Origin of the sequence: Chryseobacterium sp. JM1 (assembly GCF_000737715.1) — a bacterium.
In the GTDB taxonomy this organism is placed as follows: Bacteria; Bacteroidota; Bacteroidia; order Flavobacteriales; family Weeksellaceae; genus Chryseobacterium.
Genome location: NZ_JPRN01000014.1, coordinates 56521 through 82642, shown reverse-complemented (window position 1 = coordinate 82642; position 26122 = coordinate 56521). Strand labels below are relative to the sequence as shown.

General features: G+C 37.2%; 23 protein-coding genes. 13 read left to right on the top strand and 10 right to left on the bottom strand.

What is annotated here, in order from left to right:
- Positions 1 to 239: 239 nt before the first annotated feature.
- Positions 240 to 1958: a helix-turn-helix domain-containing protein gene (locus tag IW22_RS19490; RefSeq protein ID WP_081873986.1), complete on the bottom strand. Its 1719-nt coding sequence runs from the start codon at positions 1956 to 1958 to the stop codon at positions 240 to 242.
- 207 nt (positions 1959 to 2165) lie between these two features.
- On the opposite strand from IW22_RS19490, the gene IW22_RS19485 reads away from it, so the two are divergent.
- The 5 genes from IW22_RS19485 (at position 2166) to IW22_RS23815 (ending at position 8623) form a co-directional block, all read left to right on the top strand.
- Positions 2166 to 2348 (top strand): hypothetical protein, encoded by a 183-nt coding sequence (locus IW22_RS19485; protein WP_034730035.1) that lies wholly within the window; start codon positions 2166 to 2168, stop codon positions 2346 to 2348.
- 52 nt (positions 2349 to 2400) lie between these two features.
- On the top strand, positions 2401 to 4587 hold the full coding sequence (locus IW22_RS19480) for a prolyl oligopeptidase family serine peptidase (RefSeq protein ID WP_034730032.1): 2187 nt from the start codon (positions 2401 to 2403) through the stop codon (positions 4585 to 4587).
- Positions 4588 to 6795: a lantibiotic dehydratase family protein gene (locus IW22_RS19475; protein WP_034730028.1), complete on the top strand. Its 2208-nt coding sequence runs from the start codon at positions 4588 to 4590 to the stop codon at positions 6793 to 6795. It begins immediately after the preceding gene.
- Positions 6785 to 7651, top strand: coding sequence for a thiopeptide-type bacteriocin biosynthesis protein (locus IW22_RS19470; RefSeq protein ID WP_034730025.1), 867 nt, complete (start codon positions 6785 to 6787; stop codon positions 7649 to 7651). The genes IW22_RS19475 and IW22_RS19470 overlap by 11 nt, the downstream gene beginning before the upstream one ends.
- Before the next feature lie 144 nt (positions 7652 to 7795).
- Positions 7796 to 8623 carry an XAC2610-related protein gene (locus IW22_RS23815; protein WP_131401768.1) on the top strand — a complete coding sequence of 276 codons (828 nt, stop codon included), beginning with the start codon at positions 7796 to 7798 and terminating at the stop codon, positions 8621 to 8623.
- Positions 8624 to 9043: 420 nt separating this feature from the next.
- On the opposite strand, the gene IW22_RS19460 is transcribed toward IW22_RS23815, so the two are convergent.
- Positions 9044 to 9430, bottom strand: coding sequence for a hypothetical protein (locus tag IW22_RS19460; RefSeq protein ID WP_034730022.1), 387 nt, complete (start codon positions 9428 to 9430; stop codon positions 9044 to 9046).
- A gap of 159 nt (positions 9431 to 9589) precedes the next feature.
- On the opposite strand from IW22_RS19460, the gene IW22_RS19455 reads away from it, so the two are divergent.
- Positions 9590 to 10348: a response regulator transcription factor gene (locus IW22_RS19455; protein WP_034730019.1), complete on the top strand. Its 759-nt coding sequence runs from the start codon at positions 9590 to 9592 to the stop codon at positions 10346 to 10348.
- 128 nt (positions 10349 to 10476) lie between these two features.
- Positions 10477 to 11496, top strand: a complete 1020-nt coding sequence (locus IW22_RS19450) for a L,D-transpeptidase (protein WP_034730124.1) — start codon at positions 10477 to 10479, stop codon at positions 11494 to 11496.
- On the opposite strand, the gene IW22_RS19445 is transcribed toward IW22_RS19450, so the two are convergent.
- From IW22_RS19445 to IW22_RS19435, 3 genes are all read right to left on the bottom strand, one after another.
- The gene (locus tag IW22_RS19445; RefSeq protein ID WP_034730016.1) at positions 11489 to 12016 is read right to left on the bottom strand and encodes a hypothetical protein; all 528 of its coding nucleotides are present in this window, start codon (positions 12014 to 12016) and stop codon (positions 11489 to 11491) included. The two genes, IW22_RS19450 and IW22_RS19445, sit on opposite strands and share 8 nt — an antisense overlap.
- Before the next feature lie 3 nt (positions 12017 to 12019).
- Positions 12020 to 13342 carry an aspartyl protease family protein gene (locus tag IW22_RS19440; RefSeq protein ID WP_034730014.1) on the bottom strand — a complete coding sequence of 441 codons (1323 nt, stop codon included), beginning with the start codon at positions 13340 to 13342 and terminating at the stop codon, positions 12020 to 12022.
- A gap of 383 nt (positions 13343 to 13725) precedes the next feature.
- Positions 13726 to 14364, bottom strand: a complete 639-nt coding sequence (locus tag IW22_RS19435; RefSeq protein ID WP_034730012.1) for an alpha/beta hydrolase — start codon at positions 14362 to 14364, stop codon at positions 13726 to 13728.
- 225 nt (positions 14365 to 14589) lie between these two features.
- On the opposite strand from IW22_RS19435, the gene IW22_RS19430 reads away from it, so the two are divergent.
- Entirely contained in the window at positions 14590 to 15012 is a 423-nt protein-coding gene (locus tag IW22_RS19430; protein WP_034730009.1) for a hypothetical protein, read from the top strand.
- A 254-nt stretch (positions 15013 to 15266) separates the two neighbouring features.
- On the opposite strand, the gene IW22_RS19425 is transcribed toward IW22_RS19430, so the two are convergent.
- A complete protein-coding gene (locus IW22_RS19425) occupies positions 15267 to 15905 on the bottom strand; it encodes a response regulator (protein ID WP_034730006.1) in 639 nt (212 codons plus the stop codon).
- A complete protein-coding gene (locus IW22_RS19420; protein WP_034730004.1) occupies positions 15895 to 17892 on the bottom strand; it encodes a sensor histidine kinase in 1998 nt (665 codons plus the stop codon). The genes IW22_RS19425 and IW22_RS19420 overlap by 11 nt, the downstream gene beginning before the upstream one ends.
- A gap of 174 nt (positions 17893 to 18066) precedes the next feature.
- Here IW22_RS19420 and IW22_RS19415 point away from each other — a divergent pair, with 174 nt between their 5' ends.
- Together IW22_RS19415 and IW22_RS19410 are read left to right on the top strand one after the other, a co-directional pair.
- Positions 18067 to 18573 carry an outer membrane protein gene (locus IW22_RS19415; RefSeq protein WP_034730001.1) on the top strand — a complete coding sequence of 169 codons (507 nt, stop codon included), beginning with the start codon at positions 18067 to 18069 and terminating at the stop codon, positions 18571 to 18573.
- 24 nt (positions 18574 to 18597) lie between these two features.
- Entirely contained in the window at positions 18598 to 19011 is a 414-nt protein-coding gene (locus IW22_RS19410; RefSeq protein WP_034729999.1) for a hypothetical protein, read from the top strand.
- A 279-nt stretch (positions 19012 to 19290) separates the two neighbouring features.
- Here IW22_RS19410 and tyrS read toward each other — a convergent pair whose 3' ends face one another.
- Positions 19291 to 20586: a tyrosine--tRNA ligase gene (gene tyrS / locus IW22_RS19405; protein WP_034729997.1), complete on the bottom strand. Its 1296-nt coding sequence runs from the start codon at positions 20584 to 20586 to the stop codon at positions 19291 to 19293.
- Positions 20587 to 20731: 145 nt separating this feature from the next.
- Here tyrS and IW22_RS19400 point away from each other — a divergent pair, with 145 nt between their 5' ends.
- Positions 20732 to 21292 carry an RNA polymerase sigma factor gene (locus IW22_RS19400; RefSeq protein ID WP_034729995.1) on the top strand — a complete coding sequence of 187 codons (561 nt, stop codon included), beginning with the start codon at positions 20732 to 20734 and terminating at the stop codon, positions 21290 to 21292.
- 86 nt (positions 21293 to 21378) lie between these two features.
- Here IW22_RS19400 and IW22_RS19395 read toward each other — a convergent pair whose 3' ends face one another.
- Positions 21379 to 22011, bottom strand: coding sequence for a hypothetical protein (locus IW22_RS19395; protein WP_034729993.1), 633 nt, complete (start codon positions 22009 to 22011; stop codon positions 21379 to 21381).
- 284 nt (positions 22012 to 22295) lie between these two features.
- Here IW22_RS19395 and lipA point away from each other — a divergent pair, with 284 nt between their 5' ends.
- The gene (gene lipA / locus IW22_RS19390; RefSeq protein ID WP_034729990.1) at positions 22296 to 23162 is read left to right on the top strand and encodes a lipoyl synthase; all 867 of its coding nucleotides are present in this window, start codon (positions 22296 to 22298) and stop codon (positions 23160 to 23162) included.
- Between the two features lie 128 nt (positions 23163 to 23290).
- Here lipA and IW22_RS19385 read toward each other — a convergent pair whose 3' ends face one another.
- Complete coding sequence (locus IW22_RS19385) at positions 23291 to 24628, bottom strand: IS4 family transposase (protein WP_131401767.1); 1338 nt, start codon at positions 24626 to 24628, stop codon at positions 23291 to 23293.
- Between the two features lie 308 nt (positions 24629 to 24936).
- Here IW22_RS19385 and IW22_RS19380 point away from each other — a divergent pair, with 308 nt between their 5' ends.
- Positions 24937 to 25989 carry a T9SS type A sorting domain-containing protein gene (locus tag IW22_RS19380; protein WP_034729984.1) on the top strand — a complete coding sequence of 351 codons (1053 nt, stop codon included), beginning with the start codon at positions 24937 to 24939 and terminating at the stop codon, positions 25987 to 25989.
- Positions 25990 to 26122: the final 133 nt, after the last annotated feature.

Genomic DNA, 26122 nt, shown 5'->3' with positions numbered 1-26122 from the left:
TTTATCTTGTCATTTAGTCCCTGACATCGGGATTTTGCTGATCAGCAAAGCAGTGTCTGATTTTTGCACTGTACACATACAAAAATTTTTCATCGCTTTTGTGGCCGCAAAGATGTGGGAAATAGGCAGGACAATCCAAATACAACATCTATAGATTCATGAAATTAAGGGTGTAATTTCATGAATCTATCAATTGTATTGTGTTGAAAAGTAGTGTTATAGGTTGTTTTTATTGCTCTTTAGTTCTCTGATTTTTCAATTTCTTTCAGATAGATAGAAAGTGGAGTTCCGGTTCTCTTTTTGAATGCCAGAGTGAATGCCTGTTCATTATTATAACCCAGTTCATCTGCAATAAACTGTATTTTGTAAGAACGGAATTTTCTGTCATTGGCCAGTCTTCTGATGGCATAATCGATACGAAGATCATTCAGATAAGCCGCAAAATTTTTCCCTTTATAGGTATTAATGGTTTCAGATAAATACTTGGAATTGGTTTTTACCCGCTTGGCAAGACTTCCCAAAGTAATTCCTTTGTTCAGAAACTGATCTTTTGCTTCAAAGGCGGTAAGCTCTTTCAGAATATGCTGCACAACATCTTCAGAAATCGTATTGGCATTTCTTTCTTTCGGATCTTCGGACGGTAGCTCTACCATAATATTTTCTGGCTGAGGAGCGGGCGCAGGCTCATTTTTATTATTTTCCTGAACCTTCTGGATTAAATCCTGGGCAATTTGCCTGTGTTGTTTTTCTGCTTTTTTCGATTGATAATACAGGTATATAAAAACCAGTAATACGGATAGTAAGCTTATAGAAGAAACGTAGAAAATAATTTTTTTGTTTTCCAGCTCATGAGTGATGATTTCTTTTTCCTTGACCAGCTTCGGTTTTTCATATCGTCTTGGAAGCTCCCGCGAAATATATCTGAACTGAGAATCAAGAACCTTATCAATTTCTATAAATCTTTCAATATAATAAAGTTGATTCTCTCTGTCTTTTTTTTCTTTGTAATAGTTTATGACATAAGGGTAGATCATTCTCAACTCTGGAAAAATATAGTTTTTTTCCTTAATATGAGCATCTAATAATTTAAAATTCTCTACCGCTTTTTCTTTATTACCCAACCCTATATAAGAGCTTACCAGATAATACAGCGTATAGCTCTGGTTCCGTACATCATGGGTCGTGAAAAAATAATCCTTACACTGCAGCAGATCATCAACAGCTTCCTGGTATTTTTTAAGCTTAAGATGGTAATACCCCGATTCAACTAAATATCCGTGATACTGATAGGTTCTCCCTGCTTCAGATGTCAGATTTAAACCTTCTTTTATCAGTATATTGGCAGAATCCATTTTATTAAGGTCGATGTAGGTATCCGCCAAATTGACATGCATGTTATCATAATCTTTTTGATCCAGATAGTCCGTTTTATACAGATAATGCTTTAATGTATTGGCAGCGTCTCTGTACCGCCCGACATAATTGTTCAGGTAGGCTATATTAATTTCAGCAAAAGCAATCTGCCTTTTATTTCCTTTTTCCCTTGCGTGTTCAAGAGTGAGAACATAATTTCCCAATGCCGCTTTAACATTATAAAACTTGGAGTACAAATTGCCACGGAGAAGATAAACTCTCGCCGGGTAAAATGGCTTCGTTGATTTACGGGTAATGACCTGTAAGCTGTCCAGATATTTTAATGCATTGGGTAAGTTCTCATTAAAATGCATCATGACATAGCCTTCTGCCTTTTGTTCATCATCTTTTTCAAGATGGGCCTTATGAAGAAAATACGTGGAAATTCTTTGAGCATGGTCTGTCTGATTACTGTTATTATAATTGTAGAATTTCTGCTGCAGTTCCTGATATGAATATTTTTGCAGTGAATCAGGTCCTTTATTTTGTGAAAAAAATAAACTGTAAACTAAAATTAACAACATACAATACTTAAACCTCATCATGATTGTGTTTTTTTTTTGCAAAATTATTACATTTACATTATTCAAATAGGCATCAGCGCTATAAATTTTAATTTAATTTTTAAAGATTGGTAATCAGTAAGATGGAGTGTTTTTATGGTCTATAAATTCATGAATTTATCAATAATAGTGTGATAGGATTCAAAAAAAAAATATTTCCTTTGCAGTCTTAAATTAAAATTAAGCCTTATGAAAAAGCAAATTAAAAAAGAAAAAAAATTATCTTTAGAAAAATTACAGTTGGTAAAAATTAATAACCAAACCAAAATCTTTGGCGGAGGCGGAACCAGACCCACCAGAATCGACAGCTGCATTGATCCTGAAAACGGAAGCGGTAACCAGCAGGGAGGTGTTGGAGGTGTGGGATATTAATTACTGTAAATTTCTGTAATAAATCATTGCCCCATTTTAATTATTCTATATCATGTATTATAAGTTATTTCTATGTATTTTTTTATTTATCGTAGCTTTTTTTAAAGCTCAAAAAAATAATCAGGCAATATCGGTACCTGTTACAGACGAATATTTTGGAGTGAAGATCGTAGATGATTACAGAAATTTAGAAAACCTGAAAGATCCGAATACACTGAATTGGATGAAATCCCAGACTGATTATTCCAACTCTGTTCTCAATACAATTCCAAAACGGAATTATTATGTAGAAAAACGCCTGGAGCTCGATAAAAAACAGGGGTATTCTACTTCAGACCTTAAAATTACACAAAACGATACTTATTTCTACCTGAAGAGGAATGCGGGTGAAAAAACGGCAAAAGCATATTACAGATCGGGTTTTGCAGGAAAAGAAGAATTATTGTATGATCCGGCTTTCTTTAAAACTAATAGCCATGAAAACACACATAATCATATAATTAATTTAATCAGTCCAAGCTGGGACGGAAGCAGGGTAGCGATTTCTTTAACTGAAAAAGGAAAAGAATTATCCGAAGTGGTCATCATAGATGTAAAAACAAAATATATACATCCTGAGATCATTACCCATACCAATCCTTCCCGCATTGGCGGTATTAAATGGCTGGAAGACAACAGTGGTTTCTTCTATGTCTACTACCCGGTCATTGATATTAATTCAGATCAATTCAGAAAAGATACTCAATCTATCCTGTACAGGATAGGAGAAAATCCTGAAAAACTGAATGACGTTTTTTCCAACGCAAACAATTCAAGTCTAAACATCAGCAGGGAGGAATTCCCTGCTGTATTGGCTTTTAATCCGGACGATAAATATTACATCGGAATATTGGTAGATGCAGAAGATTTTAGAAAAACATTTATCATCGGTAAAAATGATTTACTGAAAGGCGGGAAAAACTGGAAACTCCTCTACGATAAAGACAGTAAAGTAACCTACATAAGGCTTTCAGGAGACGAAATTTACTTTTTATCCGGATTTAATACGCCTAATTACAAATTATGCAGAACGACCACTACTCAAAAGAATTTTAAAAATCCCGAAGTACTGGTTCCTGAAAAAAAGGATGAAGTAATCACTGAATACGCCATTACCAGAGACGGAATTTACTACACCACCACAAAGAACGGAGTAGAAGCAAAACTGTATATCTACAGAGACGGAAAAGAAACCGCTATAAAACTTCCTTACGTGTCAGGCAGCATCAGTTTGCAGTCAAAAGGTAAAAATTCTTCAGACATCTGGATCAATTGTTCGGGTTGGGCCAATGAAAACCAGCGGTTCAGATATAATTTGGCCACAAATACTTTTGCAGCCGAAAATTTGGCTCCCATCACCGAATATCCTGAATTTAAAGATATCATAGCAGAAGAAACCGTCATTAAATCTTTTGATGGAGTAGAAGTGCCCCTGACTTTAATCTATAATAAGAATTTAAAACGGGACGGCAAAAATCCTGTACTGATACAAAGTTATGGTGCATTTGGAACTTCCTTTTCACCCTTTTTTGCAAGAAGCTATCTGGTATGGGCCAGTGAAGGCGGAATTTTAGCCATTGCCCATGTAAGAGGCGGCGGAGAAAAAGGTGTTCAGTGGCATATGGACGGGCAGAAAACCAAAAAATCCAATTCCTGGAAAGATCTTATCGCCTGTTCGGAATATCTGATTGATAAAAAATACACCTCACCAAAGAAAATAGGAATCTGGGGAGCCAGTGCAGGAGGAATTACGACAGGAAGAGCCATGACTGAAAGACCGGACTTATATGGAGCCGTAATCATAGAAGCAGGGGTTCTGAATACGACAAGATATGAAGGTATTGGAGAAACCGGTTTTAAGGAATATGGTAATCCGGCCATTGAGGAAGAATTTAAAAGCTTACTGGACATGGATGTCTTTCAACATGTGAAAAAAGGAGTAAAATATCCGGCGACACTTATTACTTCGGGAGTGAATGACCCGAGAGTCGCTACATGGGTTCCTGCAAAATTTGCAGCTAAGCTCTTATCTCATAACGCTTCAAAAAAACCTGTTCTCTTAAAAATTGACTATGAAGGGGGCCATGGCAATGATATACCTGTAGCACAGGCCTATGCTAATCTGAGCGATATATTCGCTTTTGCGTTCTGGCAGCTGGGGCATCCTGATTATCAACCCAAAGAAAAGAGTCAAAAATAAATGACACCAGTTTCTTATCAGTTTTTTAATGATTTTGTAATCCGGACCCCTTTGTTTTCTTTTCATAAGCTAAAGAAAACTCTTGAAGAGCCGGATAAAATCATAAACGGAATATATCATGACCCTTTATTTCTTGAAGCTCTTTATCTCGCTTCGCCTGATTTGTATGAAGCCGTTAAGAAATGGCAGGATGCTGAGGATAATCCACTAAAACCGAATGCTATTCCGAAAGAGCTTTACAATACGCTTCTCAAGTATTTCATCCGAATGAGTACCCGCTGTACCCCTTTTGGCTTATTTTCCGGAGTTGATATCGGGCGGTTTTCAGAAACCTCTCAAAAATCCGGTACTGAAGAAAAAAAAACACATACATCATATATACGCGATACCAAGCCGGATATGCATTTTCTGGTCGTTTTAGCAGATTATTTAAGCAGTCTTCCTTATATCAAAGAAAAGCTGCTCTATTATCCCAATAACAGTATTTATAAAGTAGGTGAAAAAATCCGTTATATAGAATATCAGTATCATCAGGGTAAAAGAGAATACATCATTTCTTCTGCGCCACTATCAGCAGAATTGGCCGCTATTATCCATGTGCAGGGCGGAATGACCATTCAACAATTGAGCAGTCTTCTTACGGATGATGACATTACCGGGGAAGATGCGAAAGAATTTATTGAAGAATTGATAGACAATCAGGTCCTGGTGAATGAGCTGGTTCCCAATGTATCCGGAAATGATTTCCTGGAAAACATCATGTCGGTCTTACAGAAAACCGGTGCTGAAACTGAATTTTCCAGGATAAGTACAATCAGGGAAAAAATTCATGAACTCGATGCGAAAGTAGGAAACTCTCCCGCAAAGTATAAAGCCATAGAAGATCTTGTAAACGGTTTTCCTATAGATTTTGACAGGAAATATTTACTTCAAACGGATCTGTATTACAGGAATAAAAATGTGCTCAGCCATGTCTGGAGAAAAAAACTCGGAAAAGCATTAAAGTTTCTGAATATAATCACATTACCTTCGGAAGATTCTCATTTTATACAGTTCAGAAAAGCTTTTTATGAAAGGTTTGAAATGCAGGAAATTCCTCTGGCTTATGCCCTGGATACCGAAATAGGAATAGGATATGTACAGAATAGCGATGCAAAAGGAATTCATCCCTATCTTGATGACCTTATGATCCCTGAATCACCGGAGACCGGGAAACAGACTATTCAATTATCGCCAGTCCAGCAGCTGCTCAACAGAAAAATACAACAAGCAGGATTCAGTAAAGGAGGCATTATCCGGCTTAAAGATGAAGATTTTAAAGATGATCATGAAAACTGGGAAAACCTCCCCGACACCCTTTCGTTTATATCGGAAATAGCTGCTGAAAACGGAGTGGAGAAATTAATGATCAATGGCAGCGGAGGGGGCAGTGGCGCTAATCTTCTGGCCAGATTCTGCACAGACAGGCATGAAATAAGAAACCATATAAAAACCATTATTCAAAAAGAAGAAGACCTGAACCCGGATGTTATTTTAGCAGAAATTGTACATCTGCCACAGTCAAGGGCGGGAAATATATTAAGAAGACAGATCCACAGAAAGTATGAAATTTCTTATCTGGCAAAATCTTTACTACCGGACGAATATGTGATTTCTATAGACGATCTGTTCATCAGCATCAGGAATGGCAGGATCATTTTGCGTTCGAAAAGACTGAATAAGGAAATACATCCTTACCTGACCAATGCCCACAATTATCCGGCATCTTCTCTGCCTGTTTATCATTTTTTATGTGATCTCAACACTCAGAACAAACGTTCCGGAGTTTACTTTAACTGGGGAGATATGGAGAAGATCTATGACGATCTGCCAAGAGTGGAATACGATGATATTATTCTCTCAAAAGCAAAATGGAAAGTAGACCTGCAAGAACTGAGAAACCTCTATTTATTGAAAGAAAACAGCATTGCCTTATTGAGCGAAATCAAAAAATGGCAGGAAAAAAGACATATCCCTGATTGGATTGCATGGGCAGTTTCCGATAACAAACTGGTTATTCATCTGCAGAATTATGATATGGTTCTTTTATTTCTAAACAGCGTAAAACGAAATCAGTCTGTCACAATAGAAGAGTTTTTACACCTCGATAATGAAGCTTTTATTCATGAGTATATCTTTACAGCCTACAAAAACAAGCATGAAAGTTAAACGGAGTTTTTTGCCGGGAGGCCATTGGGTTTATCTGAAAATTTATACCGGAATAAAAACAGCGGATCTCATCCTGGAGGAAGTCATACAGCCGCTTACGGATTTATTTCTGCAGGAAAGCAAAGTGAACTGCTGGTTTTTTATCAGGTACAGAGATCCTGCTTCCCATATACGGCTGAGGCTTTCTCTCAACAGCCCGGAACATTATCATCATATACTCACCCAACTGGTTGCCGGCATGGAAAAATATGTAGATTCCGGCGAGATTTCTACTATCGTGAATGATACTTACATCAGAGAAATTGAAAGATATGGTGAGACTACAATTTCTTATGCTGAAACATTATTTTGCCATAACAGTCTGCTTACCCTTCAGTTTTTGTGGGCAAAGGATGAAGAAAAACTGATCATTATATTATTTTATATCGATCAGCTGCTGTCGAAAATTAATCTGCCGGTCGCACAGAAATTAATCTGGATAAAGGATTATAATCATTATTTTAAAAAAGAATTCAGAGCGGATAAAAAGCTTAACCGGCAGCTGGATAAAAAATACAGAATGTTCTTTCCAAAGTTTTCTGAATTTTTGGAGTCATCAGAATTTACAGAGATCCGGGAACTGATTCTGAATAATATTGCTCTAAGTGAAGCGGAACTGGAGAAAATTGTGGACGAATTTGAAAACAGCCCGGAGCTGAAATCACTGCCTACTTTTTTTCAAAGCATCTTTCATATGGCTGTAAACCGATTGTTCATTTCAGAACAGCGTTTGTTTGAAATGGTAGTATACGATTATCTGCACAGGTATTATAAAACCTTAAGTTATCAGGCTACAGCAGCTAAAAATGGTTATTAATGACAAAATATTATTAATGCGCTGAATGCCGTTTAAAAAAAACATTTAAAGCATATATTTGCTAAGCTCAAAATACTCAACCGTACAATATGTAAGAATGAATTATTGCAGAACTGCAGTGTGACGGTGAAAAAAAATAATCCTATGAAAAAACTTTTTCTGCTCTTTGTAGCTGCTATTTTCGGGACTTTTCTGCACGCCCAGCCGATCACTTTAAAATACGTTACTGAAATGAAAGAACTCAGGCTGAAACTGTATTATGGGAATGGCGGGAAAGGAGCTTTTATACAGTATGAAGGGAAGAAAGAAATTATTCCGTTAAATGTCAAAAATTACAGACTGGACACCATTTCGCAAGGCCCCGGTCAACCGGCCCATCATTATTTTGTATGGGATGAAATGGTTAACGGAAAACTTAACGGAACCTATAAAATGATGCAAATGAATAATGTGATTGTAGATCCCTCTTACATCAGAATACGGGATTTCACACATTTTAACCTTGACCTTGTGGAAGAAGAGGGAGAACCGGACGGCGAGGATAAATACCTGCTGCATGGTGCCATAATCTCCTTTAATCATTTTTATAATAACAGACTGCTGATCGAGTATCCTGACGGAAAAAGGATGACCACAGAACTTCCTTTTCCGGACAGCCCGGATCCAGCCCAGCAAAGCATTATTGAGGATTATAATTTTGATGGATACGATGATCTTTCTTTCATCATTCCCGATGCCGGAATGGGTGTCTACAGTACCTTTACCATTTATCTGTATAACCCGAAAACGAAGCGTTTTGATCTCTTTAAAGAGCCGGATTACTCCAAGTCAGCCTGTTCGTGCCTTTGTGATGTATCGATAGACAAAAAAAATAAACTGCTGTACACCGGATGCCGAGGAGGAGCTTCGTGGCATCAGGATGCGTACAGTTTTGATAAAAATGGAACTTTGAAATGGATGGGGACAAGGTAGCAGGTGGTAGGGATTAGGGATTAGGGATTGTGCCGAAGGTTGAAAATAGGGAGCAAGAATGTCAATGGTGAATTTTGCTTCGCAAGTGAAGATGAATGGGTATTAGAGTACCAATACAAAGAATAAAGAAATAGACAGATTTCAGACCTATTGCTGTTGGTTTCGAGTACCTCCCGGATGCAGCACTTCTATTTGAATATCCCAAACAAATAACCGGCATTCCAAATGGTGGCTGAGGGACTCTAAGCCACCATAACCAGCACCTCTCGCCCCCAAAATCTCCACCCCTAAAACCCTCCGACACTCAAACCCGAAACCGGACCAAAAAAAATTACTGCCCAAAAAGACAGTAATAGATTAGGATCAGCTGTTATGATGTTTCAAACAGTTTGTGGTTTTTTTTTCAGAAAATAAATTCTGTTATAAGGGGAGCTGATCTCTAAGGGCTGCTTTAATTCGGCCGGCGTTATTTATTATTTTCAGTCTGAACAAGCCCTCTTGGGCTGAATTATTTACGATAAAAACTTCATGGGTGAAATCTACTCTAACTTTGACCGAATCATTCTTGGGCAGCTCCTTTATTTCATGGTTATTGATTGCATATTGAAGGTCGTCTTTCTGTGAAGGATTATATAAAACCACTTCAAGAGTCTCTTTCGACGAATTTTTGATTTTCAGATTTTTGTGAGCAGGAATTTTCCACTGATTGCGGTAAAGATGTCTGCCTTTGGTGATCTGGAAAGAGGACAGAAGAATAACAAGTGCTGCAGAAAAAATAAATAGAGGATAAAGACAGATACTTTTCATCTTTGGGCTATTAATTTGTTTTTAGGTACAGAACTAAGGTTATTTACAGCAAAAATAGATCACAGTATTTTGATAAGCACTACACTTTTGTGTAGATTTGTATAAATGATGTAAATACTACACTTTTGGGTAGTGATTGTGCCAATTTATTAAGGGTGTATGGAAGAAATTAATAGATTTTTTAACGAAAAAAATGATGTCAGCACCAATGCTGAAATAGACCGCAGCCAGGTAGGAAACTATCTGGAAGCTATAAAGGCTTTTTCCAGACTCACGTATCAGAGTTTATATGTGATCGATTATCAGACCAGAGCTTTTGATTATGTCTCTGAAAATCCGCTGTTCCTGTGTGGAAAATCATCGGAAGAGGTGAAAGCCTTGGGCTATGCTTTTTATTTTCAGAATGTAAAACCTGAAGATGTGGAGCTTTTAATAAATATCAATGAAGCCGGATTTGAATTTTATGAGAATATTCCTGTGGATGAGCGGAAACTGTATTCCATTTCGTACGATTTCTACCTGATTAATGGCAAAAAGAATAAGGTTCTTGTCAATCATAAACTCACACCCATTTTTCTTACTGAAGGAGGACAGATCTGGAAAGCATTGTGTATCGTTTCACTTTCGAACAATACTTCATCGGGGAATATCGTGATAAGCAAAGAGAGATCGGATGAGTTTTGGAAATTTGATGTGGTAGCCAAAAAATGGGAGAAAGAAGAAAAAATAAAGCTTTCCCAGAGAGAATATGAAATTCTGAGTTTGTATGCCAGTGGATTGACTATCAATGAAATTGGAGAAAAACTGTTTATTTCTGCCGATACTGTAAAATTTCACCGGAAAAAGCTCTTTGATAAAATTGGTGTCAATAACATTGCTGAAGCCCTTTCTTACGCCAAAACCAATAAACTGCTGTAAAACAATATACTTAAATACCGTTTTTTTACGGTATTTTTTACAATGTCTTTTGTGATTCAAATTTAGGTCTGATATTTGCAATGGGTAACCAAACTAAATGGCCTGTTTTATTTATGAAAAACATATCTGTGAAAAAAATATTTTTATATGCTTGCTTTAGCGCCGCAATGCTGGTTTCATGTAAGAAAGAAATTGAAAAAATAAGCGATACTCTTAAAGATACGGTTTCCTCATCAGAGACTTCTGCCGTAGAAAAAGATTCCATCAAAAAAGATTCTGTAGTACAGAAAGAATCCGTTCCGCCGGCAATGCAGGAAAACGGTTTCTATAACGCTTTTGTCCTTCCGAAGGATAAAAAGATGAGAGATTCTATCTACGCGGAATTCAGTAAAAAATACAGCGAAAAAGAACGTTATGCGATTTTAGCATTAAACAGGCTTGATTCTAAAAACAGATTCAATACGGATACTTTGGTGGTTCCTGCTAAAATAGATACCACGCTGATGTCTTATTCACCATTTCCAATGCAGTTGGATGTATTAAGCGGCGTGAAAAAGTTTGTGATATTTTCTTATCCTATACAGGCTTACGGAGTATATTCTAACGGAAGTCTTGTCAAATGGGGACCAACCAGTATGGGTAAAAAGGCTGCACAGACAACGCGCGGACTTACTTTCGCCAACTGGAAAAAGAAGCTGTCTATCTCAACCGTGAGCACAGAATGGAAACTTCCTTATAACTTCAATATTCATAATATCGGAGGAATCGGATGGCACCAGTATGATCTTCCGGGTTATCCTGCATCACATTCATGTCTTCGTTTGTTAATGAAAGATGCACAGTGGTTATATTCATACGCAGATACCTGGATCCTGAATCCCGGAGGGGCTACTACCAAAGCGAAAGGTACTCCAGTAATGGTTTTCGGAGATTACAAATGGGGAGGAAGAAAGCCTTGGAAAAAACTTTTGGATGATCCCAATGCCAATAATATTTCAGTAGAAGAAATGACCAAACTTCTGGAACCTAATGTAGACAGAATGATAAAAGAACAGGACAACAGAGAAAAAGTTGCAGATTCCATTAAAACCGCTAAAGCAATGGCTCCGGTTCAAAGTGAAAAACCTGCAGAAGTTCCCGTTAATTAATTTTCTTTTCAAACTGTAAAGTAGATTCTTCAGCAAATCTTCTAAGCTTAAGCATCTCTTCCTTGCCTTTGTGCTGCCCGAATCTGGCCGCTGCATACGTAAGAAGAATACAGAATAACATCATAAATGAAGCGCTCAGGGCCCACGGGAACTCAGCGCTTTTTATTTGTTTTTCCACGTAATACATGGTGAAAAAGGTCATCCATAGAATGGAGAAGGAAAAATAAAGAAACATAAAGAACGTCCACACTGCAGAACTAGGGCCGAATACGCCACGTATGGCAATGTCATCATCTTCAATCTCTATTCTTAAAGACAGCCTGGGTTTCCAGTAGTTATCATATTTCGTTTCTACCCAGATTGTGGCCACTTCCTTGTTGATGTTTCCGGAGAATTCGTCTTTGTGCCCGGCGAGGTATTTTTTTAAGTTTTCCGCGTATTCTTCCTTGGTAAGATGGGTAAACATCTTAAATCTCGGGCGGGTTCTTATTTTATCTATTGTGCTTTCTTCGGTTTTCATAAGCTATTCTTGATAGGGTATAGGATCTTCCAGAACAAAATTAAAGGTCAGTTCCATATTTTTTCTCTGAACGACCATGGTGATGTTTCGTCCATCTTCAGATTTCATCAGTTCCATGATTTTTTCCATAGTCATGTCAGAAGTACGGCTTCCGTTAATAACCAGCACACGATCGTCTTTTTTCAGGCCTGCCTTAAAGCCGGGTGAGTCTTTTCGTATTCCTGCGATGGAAAATATGGGTTTTAAAGTAAATTTATACTGAAAACTACCATATGCTGAAATTTCAGTACTGGCGTCAGATATTTTTTTCGGTTCAATTTTTACCCGGTCTTCATGCCATTCCAGTCCATCCTGTTTAAAGTCTAGTCCGCTCATGTTAAAATGAAAAGGATCATCGAAATTTTTATTTTTTTTCAAATATATTTTCCCGCTGGGATAATCAAAAATAGTGGTAAACCTACGGATGATTTCTCCGCCTACGGACCCTTTCCGGTTAGCAACAAGGTTTACGTGCTGGATAGAGTATTCATCGGGCATTGCGGTAAGAGGCATCTCGAACTTAAAATCCCCCAGATAGAAATTGTGGATTCTGCTTCTTTTACCATAAATGTCTCCATTGAATCCGCGGCCCAGATAATCATCAATATTGGGTCTGTTGTACACAAAATCTTTGATCAGGGTAGGGAAGAGCCAGATGGCATCACTGTTACCAAGATCGATCAGAAGCTTTGAGCTTTTCTTTTCATTCGTCATTTCTACATCAGCATTGATGTAAGGTTTGTCCTTTTCTATAGTCATGGGCAGCTCCGTGAACTTTCTAATCTTCCTTTTAAGAACATCAGTATCCTGATAAACCGTTATTTTTTTAGAAATATAGTCTATCGATATCGGATGGTTTTTGAAAAAATGAGCCCCGATCACCCCGTTCACAGGAATTCCGATATGGGACGAGATATTGAATTCCTCATCAATAACAATATACAGAAGCATCGATGAATTGATAAGATGATCTCCTATTTTAGCAATATTACGGTCAGATTTAAAACCGTCTATACTTACATTTCCACCAAGGCCGGAAAATTTTATTTTTTCAACATTTTCCAGCTTCACTTCCTTATTGTCAAGACTGAAAAGAATGGTTTCAGCGACACCGGTATCCAGCATAAATGTCAGTTCAGCACCATTGACGTTGATTGGGATAAAGATGAGATTGTTGATGAGTTTAAAAGGGATAACTACTTTTTTGGCATTAATGAGCTCGAAAGAGTTCTGGGCACTAAGAAAAATGCTAAAGAATAATGCCAGTAAAAGAAGCTTAAGTTTCATTTACTGAATTTAGTGAAATTATCATTACTATGCATAAAAAAACATTCCAAAGGCAGGAATGTTTATATAAACTGCATAAAGCAGCGGGTATTGATTAAATTTATGTAAAATAACCTGAATTCGGGTTAAGAAGATTTAGCTTCAGAGAGTTTGAGAGTGGTAGGGTTCTAGGGTTGGAGAGTTTCGGTATACGGGATGAGAGTTGCTGGTTACTAGTTGCTAGTTTGTAATGATTAAGTTAATAGATTATTGTCTGATGTCTAAAATCTTCAATCTTGCTTCTTAGCTCTTGACTAAAACCAAAAAACCACAGTTTCGACCTTCGGCATAATCCCTAATCCTAGAACCTCCTACCTAATATCTGCTACCTGCCACCTAAAATTCTATTTTGAGTAGAATTCCATCAGATCCATATAGTTTTTCTGATTGACACCGTGTCCGCTCATATATTCTCTGAACGAAAAATAACAGCTTAGATCATACAGAAGGTCTGCTGCCTTTCTTCCCCACTCAAGAGGAATAACCGCGTCATCTGTTCCGTGGGAGATGAAGAAACGAAGTCTTTCCAGTTTCTTTTTGTCTTTAACGATACCGTCCAGAAGTTTTTCCTCAGGATAGCTGCTCAGACAAGCTACATAATTAAATAGTTCTGGGTGTTTTAAAGCCAAAGCATAGCACAATATTCCACCTTGGCTGAAGCCGCACAAATGTACCTTCCCTTCAGTGATTCCATAATGATTGACTATCTTCAGGATGTTTTCCAGTACGCTGTCCAGTGATTCCTTCGCTTGGGCAAGATCAATGAAATTTTCAGCATTATTGAAATCTATGTCAAACCATGAATATCCTTCAAACTGAGTGTCTCTGGGTGCTCTGAAACTTATGATAAGCCAGTCGGCAGGAAGTGTTTCCCTGAAGCTGAAAAGATCCTGTTCGTTACTGCCATAGCCATGCAGCATGAAAAGTACAGTAGTATCTGGGGTGATTTGTTCCGGTTCTCTTACTATATAATCTAAATTCATACGGCAAATATAATTAATAAATCACATTGTCAACTTCAAAACCGGAACCCATATATCTATATTTAATATTGACCGGATGAAAGGCGCAAATACGGGCCGATCCTGAAATTATGCTTTTTGCTGATTTGATATTATTTGGAAATCTTTATTGGAAATTTTTCATAAAAGTTATTTTTATATTAATAAAAAACTTATATTTGAAACATTAAAAATCTATTTGGAGAAATGAAGCAATTTTACAAATCAAAAAGTTTACTAAGACTTTCTTTTTTATTCGTTTTATTATTTTCTGTAATTACTGTGGTGAATTCTTGTAAAAAGGATAATGATGACGAGGAGTTTGCAGATCACGTTGTACAGTTTGAAGTGAAAACAACAACCGGTGGTGTTATCAGAGCAATTGTAACACAGGTGGGAACCGTAAAGACTGATATTTTCGATCCTGTAGGGACAACCTGGACGAGCGGAGAGTTTTTCGTTAATTCAAGCCAGGCACAGTTGAACCTTGATGCTAAAGCAGATCTTCCTGACGCTACCTCTGAACTGGTAGTTAATCTTTGGATAGACGGGGAAATTGTAAAAACCAAAAAGATGGTTGGAGCAGGTCCTTTGGTAGCTTCTATTGATTACAGCTTCTTAGAATTATAAAATATATTTCTTATATATAAATAAAAACCGCTTTTTTAAAAGCGGTTTTTTTGTTTTTTACTGGATCACGGGCAAAATAGGTAGACTAAGCAAAAATCTGCACCATCTGATTAATCTGCGTGAAATTTTTAAATCTTAAAAAGAATATAAAGGCATATTTTAGAAAACGAAACCTTATAGGTTTTCAAAACCTATAAGGTTTGATGGTATTTTATTTTTTTGACTTTTGCGTTTGATTTGAAAGACTTTGTTTTTTATTCCTCAATCATATGATGCTGAGTGGCCCGGTTGATAAGCTCGGTAGAATTCCTGGCCTGGAATTTTTGTAACAGATTCTTACGGTGTGTATCTACAGTAAGCGGACTGAGAAAAAGCTCTTCTGCAATCATCGCGCTTGTTTTTCCCTGTGCGACCATTTGCAGGATCTGTTTTTCACGTTTCGTAAGCCTTGGAATCGGTAAGTCATTTTGAGAAGGCCGGCTGATGATCTGTTTGGTTTCATTGCAGAAAACAATATTTCCTGAAAGTGCTCCTTTGATGCAGACCACAAGTTCGTCTATCGAAATATTTTTCAGAAGATAACCACTGGCTCCGTTTTGTATAGACTGCATGATAATGCTCCTCTCCGAACGGTTACTGAACATAATCACAGAAGTCTCCGGTGATATTTTCTTAATTTCCCGGCACAGTTCAGTTCCATTAGCATCCGGCAGTGTGATATCCAGAAGAATAATATCCACCTGATGGGAACGGATAAAACTGATGATTTCCGATCCGGAAGTAAAACTTTCTGAAATGTTGAAAAAAGGCTGACTTTTCAGCATCATTTTGAGTCCTTCTATGACGATAGGGTGATCGTCTACGATGACAATATTTATTTTTTCATTCACCATGGATATTGAGTTCGATGTTAATTGTTGTGCCCTGGTTGTCTGAGCTTACTTCCATTTTTCCTTTAAGATAATTGATCCGGTTTTTCAGATTGTGGAAACCCATGCTTTTCGATGGTTTCTCGATGTCTTTATCAAATCCTTTTCCATTGTCTTCTATGGTAATCATGAAGTTTTCGCCGGATTGAGAGCATTGAAGAAGAATATTGCTGGCCCCGGAATGTTTCACTGCATTAGCCAGAAGTTCCTGTACGATTCTGTAAATATTAAGCTGGATCGTAAGCGGAAGGTCTTTTTCTATATTTAAGGGTTGGAAATAGATATCCAGATCTTTACGGATATAAAACTCACAGAGGTCATTCAAAGCCGTTTCAAGGCCGAAATTAAGTAAAGACTCCGGCATCAGGTTCCTGGCCACATGTCTGAGTTCCTTTATTGAGAGGTCAAGATGATCCAGGATCTTATAAAAATCTTTGTGTTGTTCAGCTTCAAGGTGTCCGGCAGACCAGGTAGAGAAATTGATTTTAACGCCTGCGAGCATTCCGCCCAGGCCGTCATGAAGATCTTTTGCAATACGTTCCCGTTCTCTTTCTTCGCCTTCCAGAATGGCTTTCGTTAATGCCAGCTCTTCTTTCTGATTAATGTCTTCAATCTTTTGTTGAAGGTTGATCTCTTTCTGCTCAGACAGCTTTTTATTGTTCCTGTAAATAATGAATAAAAATACCAGAACGATCGTGATAAACAGCAGGAAAAGGCTCAATACCCAAAGATAGTAATTCTTTTTATTAACCTCCATTTCCTTCTGATTCTTTTCAGCATTCAGGAAAGCGATTCTCTTTTCCTTTTCAGAAGTATTGTATTTGGTCTCCAGTTTATTGATCTCCAATTTGATGTTTTCCGCATTGATGCTGTCATTCAGTTTGGAATATTTTTTCTCCCAAACCAAAGCCTGAGTAGGATTTCCCATGATCTCATTGATGTTCGATAAATGGCTGTAGAGTGTTTTCTTATTGTTGAGATCTGTGGCAAGGGTTTTTTCTGCAAGAATTTCTTCCAGCAAATCTTTGGCTTCCGTATATTTTTGCTCCTTTTTTAAGATGTCATATTTGTGAAAATAGAACATCTGAATAAGCAGTTTCTGGTTGAATTTTTTAGTATAAAACAATCCTTTTTCAATGGCTGCCAATGCATGATCATGTTCCTGCTTGCTGATGTAATACAATGTTTTGCTGTAATACAATAACGCATTGGACGAAGAATCAGGATAGGGTGAAATCATTTTCTCTGCCTTGTCCATATATTTTTTTCCGATACCGGCTTTTACCTGATAACAGTAATTGGTGGAGATATTCAGGTAATTGTAAAATAACTCCGTAGAATGAGGTGCTTTTTTCTCAAGAATATCGAGCGCTTTCGTGTTATAATTGGCGGCTTTTTCAAATTCAGCGTTGTAAGTAAGCATGAGTCCTAGCTGAGTGTATAAAAATCCTGTAAGTTTATCGTCGCCATATTTTTCAGAGGTTGGAATGCTTTTCTCAAGCATGGTTTTAATTAAATAAGGATAGCCTGCCTTATTCTTTTGGGTAACACCATAGCCGTACCAGCATAAAGATGTGTAGAGATCCGCTTTTTTGTCCTTTAATTTTGAAAACTCTTCTATGGCTTTATGATACGATAGTGCTGCTTTATCTTTATTCTGATCCAGAAAATACTGTCCCTCATAATAATGGTATTTGGCGGCGGTGAACGGATCCTTTCCACCCAATGCTTTTCCATTATTTAAATAGGTGCGGCTCCTAACCGTATCGGTATTTCTGTAATAATTGGATAACAGAAAACAGGCATCAGCCTTCGAAAGGACATTCCCATTATTTTTAACCACAAACTCTAAACTGTCCGTGAATTTTTTCTCATTAAGTGGAAACAACAGCTGAGCCTGCAGTACAAGGCCTGTCAGCAGGTATAAAAAAAATAATATTCGCTTTATCATTCAATTTCAGAATAAAGGTTGAATGTAATCAAAAAACCAACGAATAAAAATACCTAAAAACCAGTAGAAAAAATTACTTTTTTTTAAGGATTGTTTCCCGTTGTGCTGGCTTATAGTTTTGCAGAAGTCTTGTAACAGACCCAAATACTAAACATTGAAAACGATAAATATATAATGAAAAAAAAGATCTTTTTACTGAGCTTAATTTCCTTTTTCGGAATCATGAATGCCCAGAGAGTACAAAAGGGAGAAGCTCAGATCAATGCGGGGATTGGTCTTGCCAATGGATGGGGAATGCCCGTTTATGCAGGAGTTGATTATGGAATCCACAAAGACATCACAGTAGGTGCTGAAGGAAGTTTTGCCACCGAAAAATACTCAGGAGACGTAAAAGGCAGATGGATTTCGGTAGGATTGAACGGGAATTATCACTTCAATACCCTGTTGAAAATTCCTAATAAATTTGACGTATATGCCGGTGTTACCCTAGCTTACAACTCTTTTTCTTACCGTTATAATGGCTCAGACTATGATTATTTCGGAGGAGAGAGTTCAGGAGTAGGTTTTGCAGGACAGGCAGGAGCCCGTTATTATTTTACAGAGCATTTTGCCGTGAATGTAGAAGTAGGAGGGGGAAGTATAGCATCAGGAGGAAAAGCCGGAATTTCATATAAGTTTTAAACACAGATTAATCAATTCAATCAAATGAAAAAATCAAAAATATCTCAAATCATCCAATATACATTGTTCGTATTAGTAACAGCAGTCCTTTTAGGGTTTTCGACATCGTGCAGCAAAGATGATGACGATGATACGCCTGCCGGGAAAGCGCATAAAGTTGTTTTTAAAGCAACCGCCTCAGCCGGAAGTAATATTGATGTAGCCGTTTATGGATATGACAGCACCATCACCACCGCATCAAGCCTTAGCGGAACTACATGGACGAGTCCGGAAATTACAAGCCCTGCAGGTGCTTACAACGTTAATGTTGGTGTGAATGCAACAGGTGCTTCTTCATCATCAACACTTAAGGTACAGATTTACGTAGATGGAGAATTGAAAAAAGAGGGAACTTCAAGTGGCCAGATACTTTCTGCCAGTGCCAATTACACATTTTAAAAACTGAACTTCTAAAAAGAATTAAAACAATCACCAGACACTTAACATATCTTTTTTATAATAGTTTTTTCATGGCTCTTCAGAATCAATAACAAGAGCATTTTAAAAGTGATAACTTTCTCTACGAAGGCCGTGAGCTCCTTTCACGGCTTTTATTTTTTTAGACTGATAACAACCCTGTTGAAAACTCTACTCAAGACCTGTAATATCTTTCTTGATATTCAATAAAAAAGAGACTGTCCCGGACAGTCTCTTTTGATTTGTTATATGCTTGTATTCTTATTGAGCTTTTACAATAAAGTAACTTTTCTTACCCTTTTGAAGTAGTAAAAATGTTCCGTCAATAAGGTCGCTTTCATTAGCGGTATAGGTATCGTTTACTTTCTCTTTGTTTACAGAAATTGCATTTCCTTTAATTTCTCTCTGAGCTTCACTTTTAGATTTTAAGAACCCTGATTTTTCAGAAAGAAGATCTATAATATTTACTCCGATTACATCAGCCTTTGGAAGTTCTTTTTGTGGAACACCGTCAAAAACTTCAAGGAAAGTTTCCTCATCAAGACTTACCAGATCTTCAGCCGTAGAACGACCGAAAAGAATTTCTGAAGCTTTCAGAGCTTTTTCATATTCTTCTCTTCCATGTACCCAAACCGTTACTTCCTCAGCCAGTTTCTTTTGAAGTTTTCTTTCGTGAGGAGCCGTTTTGTGTTCCTCTACTAAAGCTTCAATTTCCTCTTTTGATAGGAAAGTATAGAATTTAATGAATCTTTCTGCATCATCATCCGTAGCATTCAGCCAGAACTGGTAGAATTTGTACGGTGAAGTTTTCTTTTTGTCCAGCCAGTAATTTTCTCCGCTTTCAGACTTTCCGAATTTAGAACCGTCAGCTTTCGTGATCAAAGGAACCGTTAATGCAAACGCTTCTCCCTGAGCTTTTCTGCGGATCAGTTCAGTTCCTGTCGTGATATTTCCCCACTGATCAGAACCTCCCATCTGAAGCTTCACGTTATTATTTTGGTACAGGTGAAGGAAATCATATCCCTGAATCAGCTGGTACGTGAATTCCGTAAAACTCATCCCGTCTGCTCCGCCATCGCCCGAAAATCTCTTTTTTACAGAGTCTTTCGCCATCATATAATTTACGGTGATATTCTTACCGACATTTTTAGCAAAATCGAGGAAAGAAATATTCTTCATCCAGTCGTAATTGTTCACCAATTCAGCTTTATTGGCACCTTCACCTTCGAAATCTAAAAATCTTGAAAGCTGGTTTTTTAAACAGTCTACATAATGAAGAAGAGTAGCTTCATCCAGCAGATTTCTTTCTGCAGATTTCCCTGACGGATCTCCGATCATTCCTGTAGCACCTCCTACCAAAGCAATCGGCTTATGACCGTGCTGCTGGAAATGCGCTAAAATTTTGATCTGGATAAGACTTCCGATATGCAAAGAATCAGCAGTCGGGTCGAAACCAATATATGCAGTAGTTACCTCTTTATTCAGCTGTTCATCGGTTCCAGGCATCATATCGGCAAAAAGACCACGCCATTTTAGTTCTTCTATAAAGGAATTCATCTATACTTTTCTTTAAAATTTTATGGTGCAAAGATAGTAAATTCAGGAGTATAGAGAACAGGGGTGGGAAGGTAAAAAAATGAAAGGATAAAAAGGCTTGTTTGGCCCTTTGCCCTTTCATTTAAAAAAATTATATTTGTTAATAATGAACGACGAACAGCTATTCCTGCTTATTCAAAAGGCCAAAGAAAAGGACCAGAAAGCCCAGACCAAACTCATCAATGTTTTTTGGGTGGATGTCTTCTCTTTTGTCATGAAGAAAGTGAAAGATGAAAATGATGCAGATGAGATCACGGTGAATGTTTTTTCAAAAGTGCTGTCGAAACTGGATATGTACGATCCGCATTTTCAGTTTAAAACTTGGATATTAACCATTGCCCAAAATACGGTCATTGATTTCTGGAGAAAAAGAGCCCGTGAAAACCAGGACCCGACTGAGAATCTTGATGAGGTGAAAAACCAGTTCGCAAAATCTCCGGAAGAGCTCATGATCTCCAATGAAGAGCAGAAAAAGATCATCAAAACCATCGAGTCGCTGGATGCCAATTACCAGGATATTATTAAATTAAGGTTCTTTGAAGAAAAAAGCATCAAAGAAATCGCAGAAGAACTCGGGATTTCCGTTGCCAATACCAAAGTAAGGGTGATGCGTGCCAAGAAAGTCCTGGCAGAACTGCTAAAGAATAATGAATTTGATGATAATTAGACTGAGTCCGCAGTGCGGATTTAGTAGTTCAAACCGACAATTAGCAGCTCAATCTTAAGAGTTTACTATTTACCGGTTCAAAATTTTCACAGATACACTTCCTCCTTCGTTTTTGGAAGAACAATCTTTCTCTGATCCTTTTGATTTCTGTTCTGCAGATCGATTTTTAATCCCTTTTTGATATAAGTTTCCTGTTTGGATTTCCCATATTCTTTAGTATTTTCCACATCTTTTTTGTAGTTGAGCTGTCCTGTGGAAAGATTAAAATCTACCTCCGCCCAATAATCTCCGGGCCTGCCGGATTCTGAAGAATAACCGATCAGTTCAAAATGTCCGTTCTGAAACCTGTATTTATCTGTATAGCCCCATTTCCAGCTGCTTCCTCCTGCCTGGGTAATGCTTAAAATTCCTTTTGAAACACTTGTACTCTGATATGGGTCGCCCATCATACCTCCGCCGGCACTTTCCAGAATCGCATTCCTTGATTTACTCAGAACCATCCATGTTCCGCCGCTCTTTTTCTGAATCTGAATTTCACGGATTTTGCCCAGTTCACCTTCATCTTTTGTATTATAAATGACGACTCTTTCAGGAATTTGGTCACCATCAAGATCTCCCTCCACAGTTTCAATGATCTCCGAACCCACCGGCTGAAGTTCTTTCTGAGCAAAGGAAAATGTACTGATGATAACAGATGCAGTTAAAAGAATCTTCTTCATAGTTTAAATTTGGTCATTTAAAATTACAATTATATTCTGAATTAAGGTTAATGAGGATGGAAACCGGAATATACTGCTTGATCAAACTTGTAAAAACAGTATTAAATTTGATAAATAAGACTTAAACGATTAATGAAATCGTCCTATAGTTGTGCTTGAGACCTTAATAACTTCCCTCTTCCAACTTCTGACTTCCTGACTCCATAAAGATTATCTGTTCCATCAATTTTTCCATTAGATGGTTTCCATGAAAAATTCCTTAACTTTGAACTTCAATTTTAGAGATGGAAAATTTAGTTCAAGATACTACCGTTCAAAAACCAAAGTGGATCCGTGTAAAACTTCCTACCGGAAAAAACTACAGGGAGCTTAGGACTTTGGTCGACAAATATAAATTAAATACCATATGCCAGAGCGGAAGCTGTCCGAATATGGGTGAATGCTGGGGAGAAGGAACGGCAACGTTCATGATCTTAGGAAATATCTGTACCAGAAGCTGCGGCTTCTGCGGTGTAAAAACAGGAAAACCGCTTGATGTGAATTGGGATGAGCCTGAAAAAGTGGCCCGTTCTATCAAATTAATGAAGATCAAGCATGCTGTTCTTACGTCTGTAGACCGCGATGACCTGAAAGATATGGGTTCCATCCTTTGGGGTGAAACCGTAAATGCTGTAAGAAGAATTTCTCCGGGAACCACGATGGAAACACTTATTCCGGACTTCCAGGGGCTTACCAAGCACCTTGACAGACTGGTAGACGTAGCTCCTGAAGTGATTTCTCACAATATGGAAACCGTAAAACGTTTAACAAGGGAAGTGAGAATTCAGGCTAAATATGAGCGAAGCTTAGAAGTATTGAGATACTTGAAAGAAGCAGGCCAGAGAAGAACAAAAACAGGAGTAATGCTAGGTTTGGGCGAAACTAAAGATGAAGTTTTACAAACCATTGAAGACATCAGAAATGCAAACGTTGATGTTATTACACTTGGGCAGTATCTTCAGCCTACCAAAAAACATTTACCGGTGAAAAAATTCATTACGCCGGAAGAGTTTGATGAGTTGGGAGACTTTGCAAGAAGCTTAGGTTTTAGACATGTGGAGAGCTCACCTTTAGTAAGAAGTTCTTACCACGCTGAAAAGCATATACACTAAAAATATAGAAAATATAGCCGCTTCATTTTTGGAGCGGTTTTTTTGTTTTTAGATTAGAAGAGTAAAATATTTCTGATAAAATTCAATAGGGGTGGGCTTTAGCCCAATGTCATTAAGTTAAGAATCAATTACAGGCTATCTTTGTGATTTTTAGTAATTATAGGCTTTGCCCTAGCTTTATATTTTGCTGTATTTCTTTGATGTGACCGAGCAGGTCTTATAGGGACTATATGTGATTTTAAAAGAGTTTTATATTCATCCATTGCCTCACTTATATCTCTCTTAGAAAAAAGTAAATCAAGAATTCTGTTTTTAAAAAATCCATAAGACAGAGATGTATTTATTTTATAACAGTACTTCTTAGAGCCTTGCTTTTCTTTAAGTTCTTCATTAAGCTCTTCAATAATAAGGCTTTGAATATTACTTACCAACAGTGTAGAATAAAAATCCTGCAGTATACTTTGATTTGAATAGCCCGAAAACTCTTCTATCCTAAGTTTGTTTTTAAGCTCGTCATAAAAAGTTTCTATTTTCCATCTCTCAAAATAAAGTTCTTTGAATATTTCAACAGCATACTGCTTTTCATTTTGAAGAGAAGTTGCCAATACTTCAATCTCACCTCCTGGTAAAATAACACGTACTAATCTTACTTTTATGCAAGTTAGTTTATCATAGTTTTTGGTCCGTAGATCGGAGTTTTTCCAGGGATACATATCTACTATTTCAGAATAGTTACCCCTAAGTACAAAATCTTTTATAACCTGATTAAAATCTAAACGAACACGCATCACAAAATCTAAACCAGCCTGCTGATGTTCGTAGATAAAATCAAACGAGGCAAAACCTCTGTCATAAATAATTAAGTCTCCTTTTCTGCAATATTTAAAAAGTTCTTTTGCCTGAATGCGCTCATCCGTATCAACAGATGAGAGTATTCCACCTATCGCTATCTTATTAAGCACATCATACACTACACAAGCTTTGGCCTGAACGGAATAAGTCTCTGTTTGATTCTTTGTTTTACCATAGATCTTTTCTAACTCCTTTGTTTTGGGAAGAACTAAACGAGAGCCATCCACCGATAAAATGCGTTTCCCAGAAAATCTTGTTTTTACGGCACTATTGTCAGTGTAAAATTCTTCGGTCAGTTTTTCATTCAGATAATGAAAGACCTCAGGTTTTATTTTTTTACGGGCTTGCACGAAAGCACTCTTGCTGAATGATTTCTGAGGAATTTCTTTTCTCTTGAGAAAACTTAAAAAGTTAACAATCTCAAGGGATAAACTTTTGGTCAAAAAATTGATCATAAATAAAATCGTTACCGAAAAAGAAAGATTTCTGTTTCTACTGAAATCTTCAGCATTAACTATAAATCTTTTCTTTGTAAAACTATGAGAAATTTCGCATTGAAGAGAAGATAAAATATCATTAATATTTTTTCGTCTAGGTTTAACTGATTGATTCACTGTTAAATATACGAAAAAAAAGATAAGATAAACAAGGTGAATCGTCTGAAAATCAAAACATTAGACCCTTAACTTAATGACATTGGGCTAAAGCCCGTTTCTATTGAATAACAGGACATTCGATTAAAAATCATTTACTAATTAGATATTTCATATACAGGATAATTGGAATAAATTCCAGTTATCATTCTACATTGTCTTACACGAACAGTCATTTTCCTCTATTCATGATATTTGTCAGACCCCTCGGGATTTTATTTTTAATAAATTACTTTTGTTTAAATTTAATTATTCTAAATAAAAATAAAATGAAAAAACAATTTTATCTCTTAGTTTTAGTTCTGCTTTTAGCGGGAAACAAATTGTATTCTCAAGCTTCAGCCAATGTATTTATTGAAAATCTTGGAACACCCAATCCAATGGTTATTGACGGTAATACGATGTATATCGGTATTTATTATCTGGACAAAGTCGTAAAAGTAAATCTTGATGATCCCAGTGCACCGCCAGTTGATGTGGTAACCGGAGTGAACCGTCCTTATGGTCTTGCCTTAAAGGATAATATTCTATATGTTTCAGAATTTGGTGCGGGTAGACTTTCAAAAGTTGATCTTACCACTTCTCACCCAATTCCGCAGGTCATACTGGGTGGAATAAGCAGTCCGCTTGGTCTTGAATTCGTAGGAAATGAACTGTATATGGCTCTTGAAGGAGATAATAAAATTGCTAAAATAGATGTAAGCCAGCCTAATCCTCAGCTTATTGATGTGATCCCGGCAAAATCTCCGTTTGAAATCGAGATTATTAATAATGTGATTTATTTTACGGAACGGTTTGAAGGAAAACTTTCAAAATTCGATATGACTACATCAACCGGTCCTACTACGATAGCACAGGGATTAAGCTACCCATCAGGTCTTGCTTTCCATGGAAAAGATCTGTTTATCTGTGAAGCGGGTGCTTCTAAAGTGTCTAAAATTAATATCAATCAGCCCAATTCAACGGTTTCCACGGGTCTTGTTTCTACCGGATTTGATTATCCTTCCGGGTTAGCTGTGAAAGACAATCTCATCTATGTCACTGACTTTTTTGCAGGTTCTGTCTTAAAAGCAGACTTGGCCGCTTTATCAGTTTCAGATCAAAAAAACCGTGACCGCAAAACATCAATTTATCCCAATCCGGCTAAGGAAACCTTAAAAGTTATGAATGCTCCGTCACAGGATTATAAGATTTTCGGGATGGTTGGAAACCTTGTACTTTCAGGAAAACTGGAACGTGATTCTATTGACGTAAGCCAGTTGACAAAAGGGGCTTATATTATCCAGATCGGGGATGTTATTAAGAAATTTATTAAGAATTAAAAGGCTGGAAGCTGGAAAAGGGAGGTTTGAAGTTACGATTAGACTTAATAGTTCATACAGTCATTCTTTCTAGAATCTAAGTGACTTCTTTCTTCCACTTTTTACTCACATATCATCTATTACATCGGAAGAG

What these genes read in the sequence shown, in the direction of transcription:
- IW22_RS19490 (WP_081873986.1), bottom strand. Translation starts at nt 1,958, where the DNA reads ATGATGAGGTTTAAGTATTGTATGTTGTTAATTTTAGTTTACAGTTTA.
- IW22_RS19485 (WP_034730035.1), top strand. Translation starts at nt 2,166, where the DNA reads ATGAAAAAGCAAATTAAAAAAGAAAAAAAATTATCTTTAGAAAAATTA.
- IW22_RS19480 (WP_034730032.1), top strand. Translation starts at nt 2,401, where the DNA reads ATGTATTATAAGTTATTTCTATGTATTTTTTTATTTATCGTAGCTTTT.
- IW22_RS19475 (WP_034730028.1), top strand. Translation starts at nt 4,588, where the DNA reads ATGACACCAGTTTCTTATCAGTTTTTTAATGATTTTGTAATCCGGACC.
- IW22_RS19470 (WP_034730025.1), top strand. Translation starts at nt 6,785, where the DNA reads ATGAAAGTTAAACGGAGTTTTTTGCCGGGAGGCCATTGGGTTTATCTG.
- IW22_RS23815 (WP_131401768.1), top strand. Translation starts at nt 7,796, where the DNA reads ATGAAAAAACTTTTTCTGCTCTTTGTAGCTGCTATTTTCGGGACTTTT.
- IW22_RS19460 (WP_034730022.1), bottom strand. Translation starts at nt 9,430, where the DNA reads ATGAAAAGTATCTGTCTTTATCCTCTATTTATTTTTTCTGCAGCACTT.
- IW22_RS19455 (WP_034730019.1), top strand. Translation starts at nt 9,590, where the DNA reads ATGGAAGAAATTAATAGATTTTTTAACGAAAAAAATGATGTCAGCACC.
- IW22_RS19445 (WP_034730016.1), bottom strand. Translation starts at nt 12,016, where the DNA reads ATGAAAACCGAAGAAAGCACAATAGATAAAATAAGAACCCGCCCGAGA.
- IW22_RS19440 (WP_034730014.1), bottom strand. Translation starts at nt 13,342, where the DNA reads ATGAAACTTAAGCTTCTTTTACTGGCATTATTCTTTAGCATTTTTCTT.
- IW22_RS19435 (WP_034730012.1), bottom strand. Translation starts at nt 14,364, where the DNA reads ATGAATTTAGATTATATAGTAAGAGAACCGGAACAAATCACCCCAGAT.
- IW22_RS19430 (WP_034730009.1), top strand. Translation starts at nt 14,590, where the DNA reads ATGAAGCAATTTTACAAATCAAAAAGTTTACTAAGACTTTCTTTTTTA.
- IW22_RS19425 (WP_034730006.1), bottom strand. Translation starts at nt 15,905, where the DNA reads ATGGTGAATGAAAAAATAAATATTGTCATCGTAGACGATCACCCTATC.
- IW22_RS19420 (WP_034730004.1), bottom strand. Translation starts at nt 17,892, where the DNA reads ATGATAAAGCGAATATTATTTTTTTTATACCTGCTGACAGGCCTTGTA.
- IW22_RS19415 (WP_034730001.1), top strand. Translation starts at nt 18,067, where the DNA reads ATGAAAAAAAAGATCTTTTTACTGAGCTTAATTTCCTTTTTCGGAATC.
- IW22_RS19410 (WP_034729999.1), top strand. Translation starts at nt 18,598, where the DNA reads ATGAAAAAATCAAAAATATCTCAAATCATCCAATATACATTGTTCGTA.
- tyrS (WP_034729997.1), bottom strand. Translation starts at nt 20,586, where the DNA reads ATGAATTCCTTTATAGAAGAACTAAAATGGCGTGGTCTTTTTGCCGAT.
- IW22_RS19400 (WP_034729995.1), top strand. Translation starts at nt 20,732, where the DNA reads ATGAACGACGAACAGCTATTCCTGCTTATTCAAAAGGCCAAAGAAAAG.
- IW22_RS19395 (WP_034729993.1), bottom strand. Translation starts at nt 22,011, where the DNA reads ATGAAGAAGATTCTTTTAACTGCATCTGTTATCATCAGTACATTTTCC.
- lipA (WP_034729990.1), top strand. Translation starts at nt 22,296, where the DNA reads ATGGAAAATTTAGTTCAAGATACTACCGTTCAAAAACCAAAGTGGATC.
- IW22_RS19380 (WP_034729984.1), top strand. Translation starts at nt 24,937, where the DNA reads ATGAAAAAACAATTTTATCTCTTAGTTTTAGTTCTGCTTTTAGCGGGA.